Below are 17,206 nucleotides of genomic sequence, written 5' to 3' on the forward strand. Positions count from 1 at the left end.
ACGTTCACCTCTTCTTTTTACTAATCGCAAGTCCGTCCCCGACAGGAATAATCGCAGTTTGATAATCCGGATGATTCATCAGCCAATGATTATATTCATCAATTTTGGCTACAAGCCTGCGCCTTCTCTTCGGTTCTATTTTGCTGTAATCCTCTGCCACCAGACCTTTAAACAGCACGTTGTCTGTTATAATCACCCCGTCCGGTGAAAGCATCGGTTCATATAAATGAAAAAAGTTTTGATACTGACCTTTTGCAGCGTCAATAAAAATGACATCGTAAGGCGCGGTTACATGAACGGCGTCGGCTAATTCAAGCGCATCTCCGTAAAAAACATGAATCCGGTCATCAAGCTGAAATTCCTTGATATTGTTTACCGCTTCTTCATGCCGTTTCTCATTGCGTTCAATTGTATATATTTCAGCAGACGGCAGTTCCAGAGCCATTCGAATGGCTGAATAACCAATGGCCGTTCCGATTTCTAGTATTTTTTTCGGCTGTTTCACAGACAAAATTTGAAGCAGCACCTCCATGCCCGCTTTTTCCATAATCGGGACATGATGTTCTTCTGCATATGCTTCAAGTCTCTTCACGTTATCCGGCCGAGGCTTTAATAATGCTTCTATATAGTCATTTATTTGTTCATACCGGTCAGTCACTACAAACAGCCTCCCGTTCTAAAAAGGAGTGCCCCAGTCTTATGCGCAGGACACTCTCTGAATACATCATGATACATCGGTAAACAACCCGATATATTTTATCATAAAACCTTGCGGAAAGCGAACAAAAGGAGAGCTTTTTGCTCTCCTTTTATTTCTCATTTTTTGAGGAAATGTATTTTTCTTTTGCTTTATTATGCTCTTTTAGCGTTTTTGTAAATACGACCTCACCATTTGATTTGGCCAAGAAATACAGATAGTCCGTTTTATCCGGATGCAGCGCTGCTTCCCATGATGACATGCCGGCATTGGCAATCGGCCCTGGCGTCAGCCCTGTGTTTTTATACGTATTGTATGGTGAATCGATTTCCAGATCCTTATAAAGAACCCGATCTTTATGCTTGCCTGCCGCGTACAGGACGGTCGGATCTGTTTGGAGCGGCATTTTCTTTTTCAGGCGGTTATAAAAGACGCTCGCAATTTTATGGCGGTCGGCTTTTTCAGTCGCTTCTTCTTCTATCAAAGAAGCCATTGTCAGCAGCTTATGCACAGAAACTTTGTTTTTCTTCATTTCTGATTTATATGTTTCCACATAAGAATTTGTCTGCTTAATCATTGCCTTGATAATGTCTTCAAGTGATGTGTCCGGATCGTTAAAAGGGTATGTAGCCGGGAATAGGTACCCTTCAAGCGGGTGCTTAATGTTTTTATTGAAAACATCATTTGTCACAGTGTCCGGGAATTCTTTCTTCAGCTGATTGATAAATGTTTCATCGTCCAGCTTCGCTATGACTTGTTTTTTAGAGTATTTTGTTTCATCAGCAATAGCAGCCGCGATTTGGGTCAGCTGTGCTCCCTCAGTCACTGTGATTTGAAAAGCGTAACCTGTAGCCCCGCTTGTCAGCTTCTGAATAATGGCATCTAAATCCATACCTTTATTCAGATGGTAGAATCCGGCCTGAAACCCGGAAGCACCTTTATATTTCACATAGTACTGAAACGCCTTCTCGCTTTTTATGACATCATTTTTCTTTAATATCGATGCGATGGCTGAAACAGACGAACCGCTCGGAATGTTAATATTAACTGTCGTTTTACTGTCTTTTTCAACAGGTTCAAGCAATGATTTCCCATATAAAAATGCCCCGCCAATGATGAGAAACAGCACAACAATGGAAGACAGTATGATTCTTTTTTTATTAAAAAACGATTTTTTTTGCTGATTGATATACATTAGGTCTCCTCCCATCAGCTCTTATACTACATGATTCATTGTATTTCGGCAATTTATTACAAAAAGAGGCCTGCATAAAGCAGAAAAAAGCCGGAGCAGTATAGCTCCGGCTTTGGTTTGGCGCGATGTTTTACTCTTCGTCTTCGTCCGCTAAGAATGTGTTTAGTGTTTCTTCGATCATATCCCATTCTTCGTCAGTTTCAATCGGGAATAGCTCACCGTTTTCACCGTCTTCGTTTGGCGTGAAGCTGGAAGCAAGAATTTCTACTTCTTCGTCATCTTTTGATTCGATTGGATAGTACAAGACATAAGATTTGCCAAACTCTTCATTTTCAAATGTAAACAGCACTTCACAAAGCTGTTCATTTCCTTGATCGTCAACAATTGTAATATTTTTTTCGCCGTGTTCCATTTTCTTCACCTCTGGCTTTAATTTAAGCTGTCAAGATATCCTTGTAAAATCATAACAGCCGCCATTTTATCAATGACTTTTTTTCGTTTTTGCCTGCTGACGTCAGCTGCAATCAGCATTTTTTCAGCCGCCATTGTGGTAAGACGCTCGTCCCACAGCACAACAGGAACATTGTACGTTGTTTCAAGCACTTTCGCAAATGTTTGGCTGGCTTCGCCTCTCGGGCCGACTGTTCCGTTCATGTTCTTAGGAAAGCCGAGCACGATTTTATCTATAGTATAGTCCTTTATCAGTTCAGATAAACGGGATAAACCATAATCGCCTTCTGCTTCATTTATCTTTATGGTCTCAATGCCTTGAGCAGTCCAGCCCATTTCATCGCTCAGAGCTACACCGAGTGTTTTGGTTCCTAAATCGAGTCCTAATATTCTCATTCTTTATTTACGCCTCTTTATGCTGTTCTAAATAAGACTTTACCAATTCCTCGATTAATTCGTCTCTTTCAAGTTTGCGAATTAAATTGCGAGCGTCACGATGCCTAGGAATATAAGCGGGATCACCTGACAGCAAGTATCCGACAATCTGGTTGATTGGATTGTAGCCCTTTTCCTGAAGCGCGTCATACACTGTAATCAGCACCTCATTTACGTTAGTCTCAGCAGAATCATCGGAGAAATTAAATTTCATCGTTTTATCAAACGAGCTCACCGTTTTGCACCTCTTTCCCAAATTCGCAGGCAAAGTTCAGCCTGGGGTCCTAATCTTACCATCATTCTACACTACATGGGCGAATTATAAAACGGATTTCACCCAATCTTCTACAGAAGCCAAAGCTTCTTCTAATTTTTCCGGCTGTTTACCGCCTGCCTGCGCCATGTCCGGACGGCCTCCGCCGCCTCCGCCGCAAACTTCCGCAGCTTGTTTAACCAGCTTGCCGGCGTGAAGTCCTTTCTCAATGAGGTCCTTTGTGACTCCGGCAGAGATATTAACTTTATCGTTTTGTACCGCACCAAGCACGATCACCGCAGAGCCAAGCTTTGCTTTGAGTTCATCGACCATAGTGCGGAGATGATTCATGTCTTTTGCATTTACTTTTGCCGCAAGCACGTTTACGCCGTCAACTTCTTTTACTTTCGACAGGATTGCTCCTGCTTCCACGTTGCCTAGTTTTGCAAGAAGAGATTCATTTTCTCTTTGTGCATCCTTCAGTTCAGCCTGCAGAGCCGCGACCCGTTTCGGCACTTCTTTGATATTTGTTTTCAGCTCGTCAGCGGTCTGCTTCAATACAGAAATCTGGCTGTTCATTTCGACGTAAGCGCCTTGTCCCGTTACAGCTTCAATCCGTCTTGTGCCTGCTCCGATTCCGGATTCAGAAACGATTTTAAACAAGCCGATTTCTGCTGTATTTCTGACGTGGCAGCCGCCGCACAGCTCTAAGCTGTAATCTCCAACTTGAACGACACGGACAATATCGCCATATTTTTCGCCGAACAGTGCCATCGCACCCATTTCTTTTGCTTCAGCGATCGGTTTCAAATCAATGCTGACCGGGATGCTCGCCCAGATCTTTTCGTTTACGATTCTTTCAATTTGTTCGAGCTCTTCTTTTGTCACTTGGCCAAAGTGCGAGAAGTCAAAACGAAGGCGGTTTTCCGTTACAAGAGAGCCCGCCTGATTGACATGAGTTCCAAGAACATCTTTTAGAGCCTGATGCAATAAATGCGTTGCCGTGTGGTTTTTAATGACGCCGCTTCTCATATGGTCTTCAACTTCAGCCGTAACATGCAGGCCTTTTTGAACAGTACCGCTCTCCACAACACCTTCATGCACATGCTGGCCGTTCGGCGCTTTTTGAACATCTTTAATTCTTACAACTGCCTGCTCGCTTCGGAGATAGCCTTTGTCGCCGATTTGGCCGCCGCTTTCTGCATAGAACGGTGTTTCATCAAGAATGATTTGAACGCTTTCTCCTTCATGAGCCTCTTCGATTAATTGGCCGTCCTGAAGAAGCACAATGATATTGGCATCAGCTTTGGTTTGAGAGTAGCCGACAAATGTGCTTTCAACTGTCACGTCGCGCAGTGCGCCGCCCTGCACCTGCATGCTGCCGACATCCTGGCGGGCGTTTCTTGCCCGTTCACGCTGCTGGTTCATTTCCTCCTCAAAGCCCTCATGGTCAACCGTCATGTTCTCGTCTTCTGCGTATTCTTCAGTCAATTCAACCGGGAATCCATACGTATCATACAGTTTAAACACATCAGCACCTGAGATAACGCTGCTGCCCTTGTCTTTTTCTTTTTTGATCATTTCTGACAGGATCGCAAGCCCTTCATTAAGGGTCTCATGGAAGCGTTCTTCCTCGGTTTTAATGACTTTTGCGATGAAATCCGCTTTCTCTTTCACTTCAGGATAGAAATCAGCCATGATTTCTGCGACAACCGGCACTAAATCAAACATGAACGGACGATGGATGTTGATCGTTTTGGCATAACGCACGGCACGGCGTAATAAGCGTCTTAATACATAGCCGCGGCCTTCATTTGACGGCAGCGCACCGTCACTGACAGCAAAGGCAACCGTTCTGATATGGTCAGCAATCACTTTAAACGCAGTGTCTTTCACATTGTCTTTGCCATATGTTTCACCAGAAATCGATTCTGTTGCTTTAATGATCGGAACAAACAAATCGGTGTCAAAGTTTGTCGGAACATTCTGGATGACAGACACCATTCTTTCAAGACCCATGCCTGTATCAATATTTTTCTTTGGAAGCGGTGTGTACGTGCCGTCAGGGTTATGGTTGAACTCTGAGAACACAAGGTTCCATACTTCCAGGTAACGGTCGTTTTCCCCGCCTGGGTAAAGCTCCGGATCTTCTGGATCATTACCGTATGCTTCACCGCGGTCGTAAAAGATTTCCGTATTCGGTCCGCTCGGCCCTTCACCGATATCCCAGAAGTTCCCTTCCAGACGGATAATTCTTTCTTCAGGAATACCGATTTTTTTCGCCCAAAACTCATATGCCTCTTCATCTTCAGGATGAACCGTAACAGAGAGAAGCTCTTTGTCGAAGCCAATCCACTTGTCGCTCGTTAAAAACTCCCAAGCCCATGTAATGGCTTCTTCTTTGAAATAATCGCCGATGGAAAAGTTTCCGAGCATTTCAAAGAAAGTGTGATGGCGCGCAGTTTTACCTACATTTTCTATATCGTTTGTTCTGATCGCTTTTTGAGCGTTTACGATTCTTGGATTTTCCGGCACGACACGGCCGTCAAAATATTTTTTCAGCGTCGCAACACCGCTGTTGATCCAAAGCAGTGAAGGATCCTCATGAGGCACTAATGACGCGCTTGGCTCTACCGCATGTCCTTTTTCTTTAAAGAAATCCAAAAACATTTGACGCACTTCCGCAGAAGTTAAGTGTTTCATTGTATTTCCTCCTCTATAAAAATCGAAATTCTCTTCAGTGACAGCAAAAAAGCCCTCCCCCTATGCAAACCAACGTTTACACAGGGACGAGAGCTGTCTCGCGGTACCACCCTGATTACGGGCATTCATGCGCCCGTCACCTTTAACCCTGTAACGCAGGATAAGCGGCAGTGATTAACTGCACTCAGGATTAGCTTCCTCCGATCTTCTGATAAAGCTCCTTTCAGCTTATGGAGCTTCTCTCTTTAACAGGGCTTCGGCGTACTCAGATCCGTCACTCGAGATTCGTATGTATTCTACGAGAAATTATAGACAAGCGGCACGCCGATGTCAATGCTCCGTCCTCATCCGCAAAAAATGGATCATCATTACTTTTAAAACAGCCGTCGCAGGAACAGCCAGAATCATCCCGACGATACCCGCAAGCTCCCCTCCGGCAAGGAGTGCAAGCATGATAACGACCGGATGCATTTTAAGGCTTCTGCCGACAATGAACGGACTGAGGATATTTCCTTCCATAAACTGCAGAATAAACACCGTAATCACCACAACAAGAACCGCCTTGACTGAGATCGTCATCGCAATTAACAACGCAGGAACAGCTCCGATGAAAGGGCCAAAATACGGGATGACATTCGTTACCCCAGAGATAAGGCCAAGTATCAGCGGATACGGAAGCCCAAATACCCAGAACGAAATGCCTGCAATCACGCCAAGAATCAAGCAGACCAAAAGCTGGCCGCGGATATAATCGCCAAGCGAATCATCCACATCCCGCAAAAAGGCGCTGCCCCGCTTTCTCCACGACTTCGGAGTCAAGTACCATACTGTCTTTTTCATTAACTCAATGTCCTTCACCATATAAAACACGAGAAAAGGGATTGTTGCAGCAATTAAGAAGTAATCAAGCACATTGCGGATCCCGCTGATCGCACCCTCGATCGTTCCCGCAAAAAACGCCTCCGTCTGGCGGATCATTTTATCTATACGGTGATGCATACCATCAGGCCAGTCATCCGTATGGTTATGCACATGAAGAAGAAGCCCGTTATACGTTTCGGCAAACATGGGTATATTTTCTGACAAATCCGTCAGCTGCACGATTAAAACAGGCACCCCTTTATACAACGCCCAGCCAATCCCGCCAAAAAAAAGAACATAAATGACCAAGATGCTCAAAGTCCTAGGCAATCCTTTGCCATGCAGCCATTCTGTGACCGGAAGCAATAAATAAGATATAAAAATAGAAATGATCAAGGGAATAAAGATCGTTTTTATGACGAGCCAAAAGGGTGACCATAACATATCAAGCATAAAAAAGACATAGACTGTTAACAGAACCAGCAAACAAATAGCCACCCACAACAAAAGCTGCACCGGTTTTTGGAGCATCTGCTTTCACCTCACCTATATCTTTTGAGGTTTACAAGGAATTATTCTTTATGTTTCTTTAGTCAGTCAGAAGTCATGGACATTTTTTCACTTTTAATTTTCAGAAAAGTTTGATCATTTACTTTTTGGTCAAATTTTCTGATAGGAGGATTGCGATGATCACATTTCAAAATGTAAACAAGCATTACGGAGATTTTCACGTGTTAAAACAAATTAATCTTCAAATCGAAAAAGGTGAAGTCGTTGTTATCATCGGCCCATCCGGTTCCGGTAAAAGCACATTGCTCAGATGCATCAACAGACTTGAGTCGATCAATGAGGGAGTGCTTACAGTAAACGGCACCGCCATTAACGACAGAAAAACTGATATCAATCAAGTGCGGCAAAATATCGGGATGGTGTTTCAGCACTTTCATTTATATCCGCATAAAACAGTGCTGCAGAACATCATGCTGGCTCCGGTAAAAGTGCTTAGACAATCACCTGAACAAGCAAAGGAAACGGCGCGGTACTATCTTGAAAAAGTCGGCATCCCAGACAAGGCTGACGCCTATCCTTCCCAGCTTTCCGGCGGGCAGCAGCAGCGTGTTGCCATCGCAAGAGGACTGGCGATGAAGCCGGAGGTCATGCTGTTTGACGAGCCGACATCAGCACTTGATCCTGAAATGATCGGTGAGGTGCTAGATGTCATGAAAACACTCGCCAAAGAAGGCATGACAATGGTTGTCGTGACACACGAAATGGGGTTTGCCAAAGAAGTTGCCGACCGGATTGTCTTCATTGACGAAGGAAAAATTTTAGAAGAAGCAGTGCCGGCTGAATTTTACGCGAACCCGAAGGAAGAACGGGCCCGCTTATTCTTAAGCCGTATTTTAAATCATTAAAACAGAAATGGGGGAGCTTGTATGAAAAAGATTTTTTCTTTAGCATTGATTTCTTTATTCGCTGTCATCTTGCTTGCCGCTTGCGGCAGCAAGGGATCAAACGGAGAAGCCTCAAAGGAGAGCAAAAAAGATACGCTAGCCGCCATTAAAGACAATGACAAAATTGTCTTCGGCGTAAAAACGGACACTCGACTGTTCGGTCTTAAAAATCCAAGCTCAGGTGAGATTGAGGGTTTTGATATTGATATTGCTAAACAAATCGCTAAAGACATTTTAGGTGATGAGAAAAAAGCTCAATTTAAAGAGGTCACCTCAAAAACAAGGATTCCTATGCTGCAAAACGGGGATATCGACGCCATTGTCGCCACAATGACGATCACTGAAGAACGAAAAAAGGAAGTTGACTTTTCTGATGTCTATTTCGAGGCCGGGCAATCGCTTCTCGTGAAAAAAGGCAGCAAAATCAAGAGTGTCGAGAATCTTGGCAAAGGCTCAAAAGTTCTTGCAGTAAAAGGCTCCACCTCCTCTCAAAACATTCGTGAAAAGGCGCCTGAAGCATCTGTTTTAGAATTTGAAAACTACGCAGAAGCCTTTACAGCCCTTAAATCGGGGCAAGGCGATGCCCTCACCACAGATAATGCAATTTTATATGGAATGGCTGATGAAAATAAAAATTATCAATTAACAGGAAAGCCTTTTACAGATGAGCCTTACGGGATCGCCGTGAAAAAAGGGCAATCTGCTCTCGCGAAAGAAATCAACGCTTCACTTAAAAAGATGAAGTCGGATGGCAGATACGATGAAATTTATAAAAAATGGATCAAAGAAGACCCAGCTGAATAACAACCATCCCGGGATGAGCAGGCGATGCTCATCCCAATTTGATAAGGAGTGAATAGGCAGATGAATGTGTCAATTCTTTTCGATAACTTCAGCATGTATATGGACGGTTTTTACCATACCTTGCTCGCAAGTGTTATCGCGCTGGCCGGCAGTTTTGTCCTCGGCGTTGCTGTAGCGGTTATGAGAATAACAGTCTTTAAGCCGCTGCAATGGCTCGGGACCGCATATGTAGAATTCATCCGCAACATCCCTCTTCTTTTAATTACCTTTGTTTTCTATTTCGGACTTCCAAACGCAGGCCTGAGGCTTGACGGTTTTCAAGCGGGAACGGTTGCTCTCACCATTTATACCTCTGCGTTTATCGCTGAAGCCATCAGAGCAGGCATCCAGTCTGTTTCAAAAGGGCAGATGGAAGCGGCACGCTCGTCAGGCTTTACCTACAGCCAAGCCATGCTCCATATCATTTTGCCGCAGGCAATCAAAATCGTCATTCCGCCTTTAGGCAATCAATTTTTAAACTTAGTCAAAAACTCTTCGATTCTTGGGGTTGTGGCCGGATTGGATCTTATGTACCAAGCCGATTTAGTTTCGTCGAGCACACTCGTTGTATTTGATGTTTATATTTTTGTGGCGCTTTTTTACTTAGTGCTGACGATTCCGCTTAGCATCGGTGTTAACTATCTGGAAAAACGGCTGGAAAAAAGCTATTGATAAGGAGTGAGTTACATTGGATTTCATCGGTGCTTATTCACAGGAGCATTTAGCGTTTTTATGGGATGGCTTTCTCGTCACCTTGTACGTTGCTTTCATCTCCATCATTCTGAGCTTTTTCTTCGGTTTAATCGCAGGCACCCTGCGTTATGCGAAAGTTCCCGTTCTTTCTCAATTGATTGCAGTTCTCGTTGAAACGATCAGAAACCTCCCCTTGCTGTTAATTATTTTCTTTACGTTTTTTGCCCTTCCGGAAATTGGGATTAAGCTTGAAATTACAGCTGCTGCAATTACAGCACTAACGATTTTTGAATCCGCTATGCTATCTGAAATTATCCGAAGCGGACTGAAATCAATTGACAAAGGACAAATTGAAGCGGCGCGCTCCTCCGGGCTGAGCTATACACAGACCCTGTTCTTTATCGTTATGCCGCAAGCGCTTCGCCGCATGGTTCCGCCCATCGTAAGCCAGTTTATTTCTTTATTAAAAGATACATCGCTCGCTGTTGTGATCGCCCTGCCTGAACTGATTCACAACGCGCAAATTATTAACGGCCAAAGCGCTGACGGCAGTTATTTTTTCCCGATCTTTTTACTTGCGGCCCTTATGTATTTCGCAGTCAACTACAGCCTTTCACTCGCAGCAAGACGCCTCGAGGTCCGGCAAACATAGAAAAGGATACTCTTTGGAGAGTATCCTTTTTGCATTAAAACATTTTCGTAATTCTTCTTCTCATCCGCTTCATGCTTCGATTATTCAGCATGTCAGATTGAGTCGCCATTCGGTACACGAGAGCTCCGGCTCCCATTGCCAAAAGAGAAGTCATCGTCCGATTCATCCTGCGCATCTCCTTTCATGATTAAAAATTGATGCTGCGTTCATCCTCAGAAAACAAATCATCCAAGCTGCTTAACGTTCCGTCTTCTTCCACCTGATGAGTTGCAATCTTCCCTTTCGCCACTGTCAGTTCAATAAAACAGCCCCAGCAATAATATTGGTTCACGCCGATTTTGCCGATATCCTTACTTTTGCAATTCGGGCATATAAGCATACCTCACACCTCTATCCGTTCAGAACGATCTCGTCTTTCCGCACCTCGACAAGCGAATCCGCTCTTTGGATCTGGCGCTTGCTTCCCGCCAGGTCAGAAAAGAAACCGTCCGAGAGTTCATATGCTACGATTATGCCCCTGTCCAAACAAAAGTATACATCTTCCAGCATCCCCAATATATCCCCCTCTTGCGATTTCACAAGCTTCATCTTCATCTGCTCGTATGTGAAGCATGATTTCGGAAGAGGCAAAAGCTGTTCTGAACTGACCGAAGCCAATATGCGGTCATCAAAAATGGAAGAGATATCACACGCCCGTAATAGCGCATGATGATGATGCAAAAAGCGTTTTTGTGCAAGAATAAACCCAAGACAATCTCCTTTCAGAGAAAAACAAATATCGGAAATTGTCCCGAGATAACTAGAAGTTCGTTCTGAGTATACTGGGAATCCTTCTACTTCATGGCATGTTCTCAAAGTGTGATCAACCACCTTTTGTTGAACAGGCTTAGGTTTTGCTTTGCGCCTTAGACTCATACGATGAAATCAATTCCACTGCAAATGAAAAAAAACTCCCGCTTGCACGGGAGCATTTTATTGCTGTTCTTCTTTCATAAAATCGAATGGTGTAATGCCTTCCATGCCAATGTTGGCGTCGTGTACGCTGAACGGGAGCTCTTTTTGCAAAGCTTCAAGCTCGGCATCCATTTCCTCAACCTGTACGGACAGCCTGTTTTTCAAGGAGGTCTGTCTGACAGTTGCATCATTATTTTTCACGCCCCACTCCAGCGCCTCCTCTTCCCCGCATAAAATGAGAAATTTCTTCGCTCTTGTAATCGCGGTATAAAGAAGGTTTCTTCTGAGCATTCTATAATAGCCTTTCACAACAGGCAAAACCACAATCGGAAATTCACTTCCCTGCGATTTATGAATAGAACAGCAATACGCATGGGTAAATTGATTAAAATCTTTTTTCGTAAATGTCATTTCATTGCCGTCAAAAGAAACGACGGCCATGTCTTCTTTTTCTGTATTTTCCTTTGCATAAAATATCGACGTGATTTCGCCAATATCTCCGTTGAACACATTGTTTTCCGGCTGATTGACAAGCTGCAAAATTTTATCTCCGGTTCTGTAGACAACATCCCCGAACTTCAATTCTCTCCGTTTTTCTTTAGGAGGATTTAAAATGTCCTGCAGCATCACATTCAATTCATTAATGCCGGCTTTTCCTCTGTACATCGGAGCGAGGACCTGAATGTCCTTTGCTGTATAGCCTTTTTTCAATGCATTGGCGACAACCTTCTCAACTACTTCTTTGATTTGCGACCCGCCGCAGCGAATAAAGGAACGGTCCTTTGTCGGGGCAGTCAAATTGTTCGGCAGCAATCCATTTTTCATCTGGTGGGCAAGCTCGACGATTGATGACCCTTCTGCCTGGCGATAGATGTCTGTCAGTCTCACAGTCGGAATCACCTGGGATGCCAGCAGGTCTCTGAGCACTTGTCCCGGACCGACGGAAGGCAGCTGGTCTTCGTCTCCGACAATGATGATTTGTATATGATCAGGGATCGCCTTGAACAAATGATTCGCCAGCCATATATCAAGCATACTGGCTTCATCGATAATTAACAGCTTCCCTTCGATCGGCTGATCCTCTGTATGAGTAAAGCCTTCAGCGCCGTTCCAGCCAAGCAGCCTGTGTATCGTAACTGCAGGGAGTCCCGTTGATTCACTCATCCGTTTTGCTGCTCTCCCTGTCGGAGCGGCCAAAACAATCGGAAAAGCTTCATCCTTTTTATAAGCTGACGGGTCTAGTGACACACCGTGAAGCTCTCCGTAGAGCTCGACAATCCCTCTGATTACCGTCGTTTTTCCTGTTCCCGGGCCGCCTGTTAAAAGAAGCATCGGCGAGGAAAGGGCTTTTTGAATCGCTTCCTTCTGGCTGGGGGCATACTGAACGTCCATCCGTTCTTCCAGTTCTCCCAACGCGAGCAAAAACTCTGATTCGGGAAACTGGTTCTCATATTCGGTTTGGCTAGCGATATGTTTCACACGCTTTGCAACGTTTTGTTCTGCGTAAAACAGCGAAGGAAAATAACAGCGGCCATCTTCTATGACAATGTCTTTATTTTCTCCAAGGGCAATAATTGCGTTAGCGGCATCCATTTCTGTAATGCGCTGCCCTTCCCTTGCTGACTGGTTTAACAGTGATTGAGTGTCGATGATCAGCTGTTCCGTTTCTATGTACGTGTGCCCCTCTGACAGACAAGTCGTTTCAAGCGTGTACAAAATAGCAGCTTTTACCCGCTCAGGATGATTACCCGAAAGACCCATTCTGCTGCCCAGCTCATCCGCTTTTCCAAACCCGATGCCTTCTACATCCTTCACAAGCTGATAAGGATTTTCCTGAATCTTTTCAAGCGTCTCGGATTCATAGGCTTGATAGATTTTCATAGACAGCTGCGGGCCAAAGCCAAACTGATTCAAGGAAATCATGATTTGCTCCAGTCCCTGATGCCGCTGCAATGCGCCAGCCAGCGTGTCTGCTTTCTTTTTTGAGAGTCTGGGAACATCATAAAGCACTGAAGCATCAGCCAATATTTTATTAATGGCGCTGTCGCCCAGCTTTTTCACAATTTCTTCAGCTGTTTTTTTGCCGATCCCCTCGAATAAATCACTCGATAAATATTGAATGATGCCTTCCTTAGTCGTTGGAATCTCCTTTTTGAAATGCTCCGCCTGAAATTGGAGCCCGAATTTTGGATGGGTTACGATCTTTCCGTAAAACGTGTAGGTCTCTTCTTCTTGAAGCGCAGGGAAGTAGCCCGTCACGGATACGGCTTTATCTTCAATGGCTTCGGAGGTCTCTGTGACTTTCACTTTCAGAACCGTATATAAATTGGTGTCATTATGATAGATGACTGTGTTGACTGTCCCTTTTAAATAGGGCTCTTCCTCCAGTTTAAGCTGATCCGGATGCTGCTGCACGAGCTGTCCCTCCTCCTGTGCCTGTTATGATGGATCAATCAGTTTTTTAGCATGAAGCGCAAGCATATGATCTGGCTGGATATCGATTGCCTTGTCCAGCATTTCCAGCGCTTTTTCTCGGTTTTCTTTATAAGCATAAGTGACACCGGCATTATAAAATGCATCTGCATGCCCCGGGTCTTGCTCTGTCACAGCTGCGAATTGGCTGAGCGCTTCGTCCAGCATGCCCTCGTTGGCTAAGCACATCCCGAATTGAAAACGCGCTTCCGTATCGTTTTCATTCAGTTCGACTGCTCTTTGTAAATATGGCAGTGCAAGCTTAGGCTGTTCGAGCTTGACAAGTACCGTTCCGAGCATGTAAAACAGGTCGCCGTTTTCCATCCCCGCACGTAGCGCTTTTTCAAACATGTCTTTCGCTTCTTTGTACATTTCTTTTACAACATAGACATTTCCTGCTCCATAATAAGCAGTGGCTGCGCTACTGTCTAATTCAAGCGCTTTATCATAAAACGCAAGCGCACGTTCCAGCTCGTTTACGGATGAAAGAAGGTTGGCAAAATTGATATACGGAATCGCGTCTTCTTTATTTTCTTCAATCGCTTTTGTAAATGCCTCTGCCGCTTTCTCGTAATCGCCTTCCTGCATCGCCTCTATACCGAGTTGATTATAATCCACCGATCATCTTCCTTTCATTAAAAAACCCCAACTCAGTGTTGAGGTTTTTCATCTTTTATACGTACCACAATTTTGTTCCGTCTTTGTACACATCATCAATTGTCCCGCCGCCAAGGCATTCTTCGCCGTCATAGAAGACAACGGCTTGTCCCGGCGTTACAGCGCGGACTTGTTCATCAAAGATGACTTCCGCTTCACCTTCGCCAGTCATGCGCACTGTTACTTTATGATCCTCTTGGCGGTAACGGAATTTAGCCGTGCAGGAAATCTCTTCGCCCTTCATGATATCCGAACGTACCCAGCTGATATTTGTTGCTGTGATTTTGTCGGAATATAAAAGCGGGTTATGGAACCCTTGATCTACGTAGAGGATGTTCTTTTCAAGATCTTTGCCTACCGCAAACCACGGCTCGCCGCTTCCGCCGATGCCAAGGCCGTGACGCTGTCCGATCGTATAGTACATCAACCCGTCGTGGCGGCCTTTTACTTCGCCGTCCATCGTCATCATATCGCCCGGCTGTGCAGGGAGATATTGGCTGAGAAACGTTTTGAAGTTGCGTTCGCCGATAAAGCAGATGCCTGTACTGTCTTTTTTCGTCGCTGTTGCAAGTTCTGCTTCTTTGGCAATTTCACGCACACGGCTTTTTTGAAGTTCGCCGATCGGGAACATGACTTTGCTCAGCGTATCTTCTGTCAGCTGATTCAGGAAGTACGTTTGATCCTTGTTTTCATCAATGCCGCGCAGCATTCTGACTTTTCCGCCGCTTCTGTCTACTCTTGCATAGTGGCCAGTCGCTAAATAGTCGGCGCCAAGTGACAATGCATGCTCCAAAAAGGCCTTGAATTTAATTTCTTTGTTGCACAATACATCCGGGTTTGGTGTTCTGCCTGCTTTATATTCATCAAGGAAGTATTGAAATACCTTCTCATAATATTGCTTTTCAAAGTTTACGGCATAATACGGAATTCCGATTTGGTTGCAGACGCGGATCACATCTTCATAATCCTCTGTCGCCGTGCAAAAACCGTTTTCGTCCGTATCATCCCAGTTTTTCATAAAGATTCCGATTACATCATAGCCCTGTTCTTTTAACAGCAGGGCCGCCACAGATGAGTCTACTCCGCCGGACATGCCGACGACGACTCTTGTATCCTCCGGCCGTTTTTCCATTTCATTCACTCCAATTACTACGCCGCCTTATTATGTCAGCCGTTTGACAACGTCGGCCACATGTTTGGCAGCAGTTTTCACTTGCTCAGCCGTATTGCCGAGGCCGAAGCTGATTCGAATAGAGGACGTCAGCCGGTCACTCTCTTCGCCGAACATAGCAGTCAGAACATGTGACGGCAGGACTGAACCGGCCGTGCACGCTGAACCGCTGGAGACAGCGACACCAGCCATATCAAGATTAACCAGCAGCGCTTCCACTGACACACCGGGGAAATAAAGATTCAGAACATGCGGCAGACTATGCTCTTTGTCCCCGTTGACCTCGAATGCCACACCTGCATCTCTAAGCGTGTCGGCAAAGATTGCTTTAAACGATTGATACTTCTCGTTTTTTTCGTCACGTTCTTCACTTGACAGCTTGATCGCTTCTTTCAGCCCGACAATGCCTGGAACATTTTCCGTTCCGGCACGGCGTTTTCTTTCTTGCTCTCCTCCGAATAAAAGGGGTGAAAGCTTCACATCTTTACTAGCATATAAAAAGCCTGTCCCTTTTGGCCCGTTGAGCTTGTGCCCGGAAACAGACAGAAGGTCAATATGGCTGTTTTTCACATCAATTGGCAGCAACCCGAATGCCTGAACAGCATCGGTATGAAAATAAGCTTTGTGTTCCTTTAACAGCTCACCGATTTCTTCGATCGGCTGCACTGTTCCGACTTCATTATTTCCATACATCACTGTCACAAGGATTGTATCATCACGCAGTGCTTCTTTCACCTGTTTTGCACTGACTCTTCCATTTTGGTCAACGTCCAGATACGTTATGTCAAATCCGTCTCCCTCAAGTTTTTCACATGTGTGAAGCACGGCGTGATGCTCAATTTTTGTTGTGATGATATGTCTGCCAAGATCTTTTCTTGCAAGTGCGGTTCCCATGATCGCCAAGTTATCAGCTTCCGTTCCCCCGCTTGTAAAAATGATCTCCTGCTCTGCCGCTCCGATTTCTGCTGCGATCTGCGCTCTTGCTTCATCCACCCATTTTCGAGATTCTCTGCCAAATGAATGAATACTGGAGGGATTACCGAAACTGCCGGAGAAGTGCGGTATCATTTGTTCCAGCACGCGCTCATCCATCGGAGACGTTGCGGCATGATCTAAATAAATCCGTTCCATTATGTTTACACCTCTGATCTAAATATAGAACATATAAGCTTCTTGCTCTCCGTCTGTATAGCTGGCAAGATCCTCTAATGTTGTACTGTCTAAAACCTCTTTTACAGCATCCCGGATGCGAATCCAGAGCTCACGCTTGGCAGGCTCCTCATCTTCCAGCACTTCAACAGGGCTGATCGGCCCCTCAAGCACACGGATAATATCTCCCGCAGTAATGGCATCCGGCTCACTGCCTAATACATATCCGCCATATGCGCCTCTGATGCTTTTCACTAAACCGGCATTTCTGAGCGGCGATACCAGCTGCTCCAAATAATGCTCGGACAAATTATTCGTCTGTGCGATGCTTTTTAATGAAGTCGGGCCTTCACCGTGCTTTTTTGCAAGCTCGATCATAATGGTGAGCCCGTATCTTCCCTTAGTTGATATTTTCAACATGAACACCTCTGTTATTTCATGATTTTCCACATTTATAATGGTAATTTCTATATGTTTCGTCCGTTTATTATCTTATAGACCAACTGTTATTATAACATACCTTCAGCGAATTTTCATTGAGGCAGAAGGAAAGGGGCCTTTACCCTT

19 protein-coding genes and 1 other RNA gene are annotated in these 17,206 nt (G+C 44.8%); 4 read left to right on the plus strand and 16 right to left on the minus strand.

The window, feature by feature from the left end:
- Positions 1-4: 4 nt before the first annotated feature.
- The 8 genes from yrrM to yrrI form a co-directional block, all read right to left on the minus strand.
- Positions 5-658: a putative acyl-CoA O-methyltransferase gene (gene yrrM, locus BSU_27360; RefSeq protein ID NP_390614.1), complete on the minus strand. Its 654-nt coding sequence runs from the start codon at positions 656-658 to the stop codon at positions 5-7.
- Positions 659-809: 151 nt separating this feature from the next.
- Positions 810-1,892 (minus strand): conserved membrane associated protein, encoded by a 1,083-nt coding sequence (gene yrrL, locus BSU_27370; RefSeq protein ID NP_390615.1) that lies wholly within the window; start codon positions 1,890-1,892, stop codon positions 810-812.
- 130 nt (positions 1,893-2,022) lie between these two features.
- On the minus strand, positions 2,023-2,304 hold the full coding sequence (gene yrzB / locus BSU_27380) for a putative nucleic acid binding protein (protein NP_390616.1): 282 nt from the start codon (positions 2,302-2,304) through the stop codon (positions 2,023-2,025).
- A gap of 17 nt (positions 2,305-2,321) precedes the next feature.
- Positions 2,322-2,738 (minus strand): pre-16S ribosomal RNA maturation enzyme, encoded by a 417-nt coding sequence (gene rimF / locus BSU_27390; protein ID NP_390617.1) that lies wholly within the window; start codon positions 2,736-2,738, stop codon positions 2,322-2,324.
- 7 nt (positions 2,739-2,745) lie between these two features.
- Positions 2,746-3,012 (minus strand): hypothetical protein, encoded by a 267-nt coding sequence (yrzL, locus tag BSU_27400; RefSeq protein YP_054589.1) that lies wholly within the window; start codon positions 3,010-3,012, stop codon positions 2,746-2,748.
- Positions 3,013-3,096: 84 nt separating this feature from the next.
- A complete protein-coding gene (gene alaS, locus BSU_27410; RefSeq protein ID NP_390618.1) occupies positions 3,097-5,733 on the minus strand; it encodes an alanyl-tRNA synthetase in 2,637 nt (878 codons plus the stop codon).
- 79 nt (positions 5,734-5,812) lie between these two features.
- Positions 5,813-6,020, minus strand: an RNA gene (tboA, locus tag BSU_misc_RNA_40) — T-box riboswitch specific of alanine tRNA.
- A 43-nt stretch (positions 6,021-6,063) separates the two neighbouring features.
- Positions 6,064-7,125, minus strand: coding sequence for a putative membrane protein of unknown function (yrrI, locus tag BSU_27420; protein NP_390619.1), 1,062 nt, complete (start codon positions 7,123-7,125; stop codon positions 6,064-6,066).
- Positions 7,126-7,280: 155 nt separating this feature from the next.
- Here yrrI and glnQ point away from each other — a divergent pair, with 155 nt between their 5' ends.
- From glnQ to glnP, 4 genes are read left to right on the plus strand one after another with little or no spacing between them, the layout of a single operon-like run.
- Positions 7,281-8,009: a glutamine ABC transporter (ATP-binding protein) gene (glnQ, locus tag BSU_27430; protein NP_390620.1), complete on the plus strand. Its 729-nt coding sequence runs from the start codon at positions 7,281-7,283 to the stop codon at positions 8,007-8,009.
- A gap of 21 nt (positions 8,010-8,030) precedes the next feature.
- The gene (gene glnH / locus BSU_27440) at positions 8,031-8,852 is read left to right on the plus strand and encodes a glutamine ABC transporter (glutamine-binding lipoprotein) (protein ID NP_390621.1); all 822 of its coding nucleotides are present in this window, start codon (positions 8,031-8,033) and stop codon (positions 8,850-8,852) included.
- Positions 8,853-8,912: 60 nt separating this feature from the next.
- Entirely contained in the window at positions 8,913-9,563 is a 651-nt protein-coding gene (gene glnM, locus BSU_27450) for a glutamine ABC transporter (permease) (RefSeq protein NP_390622.1), read from the plus strand.
- 16 nt (positions 9,564-9,579) lie between these two features.
- The gene (glnP, locus tag BSU_27460) at positions 9,580-10,236 is read left to right on the plus strand and encodes a glutamine ABC transporter (permease) (RefSeq protein NP_390623.1); all 657 of its coding nucleotides are present in this window, start codon (positions 9,580-9,582) and stop codon (positions 10,234-10,236) included.
- Positions 10,237-10,270: 34 nt separating this feature from the next.
- Here glnP and yrzQ read toward each other — a convergent pair whose 3' ends face one another.
- The 8 genes from yrzQ to cymR form a co-directional block, all read right to left on the minus strand.
- Positions 10,271-10,402, minus strand: a complete 132-nt coding sequence (gene yrzQ / locus BSU_27468) for a hypothetical protein (protein ID YP_003097766.1) — start codon at positions 10,400-10,402, stop codon at positions 10,271-10,273.
- A gap of 21 nt (positions 10,403-10,423) precedes the next feature.
- Positions 10,424-10,615 (minus strand): hypothetical protein, encoded by a 192-nt coding sequence (gene yrzR / locus BSU_27469; protein ID YP_003097767.1) that lies wholly within the window; start codon positions 10,613-10,615, stop codon positions 10,424-10,426.
- Between the two features lie 11 nt (positions 10,616-10,626).
- On the minus strand, positions 10,627-11,151 hold the full coding sequence (yrrD, locus tag BSU_27470) for a hypothetical protein (RefSeq protein ID NP_390624.1): 525 nt from the start codon (positions 11,149-11,151) through the stop codon (positions 10,627-10,629).
- A gap of 57 nt (positions 11,152-11,208) precedes the next feature.
- Entirely contained in the window at positions 11,209-13,605 is a 2,397-nt protein-coding gene (gene recDB / locus BSU_27480) for a 5'-3' helicase associated to SSB; exonuclease V (RefSeq protein ID NP_390625.1), read from the minus strand.
- Between the two features lie 24 nt (positions 13,606-13,629).
- Positions 13,630-14,250 carry a putative tetratricopeptide repeat family protein gene (gene yrrB / locus BSU_27490; RefSeq protein ID NP_390626.1) on the minus strand — a complete coding sequence of 207 codons (621 nt, stop codon included), beginning with the start codon at positions 14,248-14,250 and terminating at the stop codon, positions 13,630-13,632.
- An 85-nt stretch (positions 14,251-14,335) separates the two neighbouring features.
- Positions 14,336-15,451: a tRNA-specific 2-thiouridylase gene (mnmA, locus tag BSU_27500; protein ID NP_390627.3), complete on the minus strand. Its 1,116-nt coding sequence runs from the start codon at positions 15,449-15,451 to the stop codon at positions 14,336-14,338.
- A gap of 30 nt (positions 15,452-15,481) precedes the next feature.
- The gene (iscSA, locus tag BSU_27510; RefSeq protein NP_390629.2) at positions 15,482-16,621 is read right to left on the minus strand and encodes a cysteine desulfurase involved in U34 tRNA thiolation; all 1,140 of its coding nucleotides are present in this window, start codon (positions 16,619-16,621) and stop codon (positions 15,482-15,484) included.
- A gap of 18 nt (positions 16,622-16,639) precedes the next feature.
- The gene (gene cymR, locus BSU_27520; RefSeq protein ID NP_390630.2) at positions 16,640-17,056 is read right to left on the minus strand and encodes a transcriptional regulator of cysteine biosynthesis; all 417 of its coding nucleotides are present in this window, start codon (positions 17,054-17,056) and stop codon (positions 16,640-16,642) included.
- Positions 17,057-17,206: the final 150 nt, after the last annotated feature.

Origin of the sequence: Bacillus subtilis subsp. subtilis str. 168 (genome assembly GCF_000009045.1) — a bacterium.
In the GTDB taxonomy this organism is placed as follows: domain Bacteria; phylum Bacillota; class Bacilli; order Bacillales; family Bacillaceae; genus Bacillus; species Bacillus subtilis.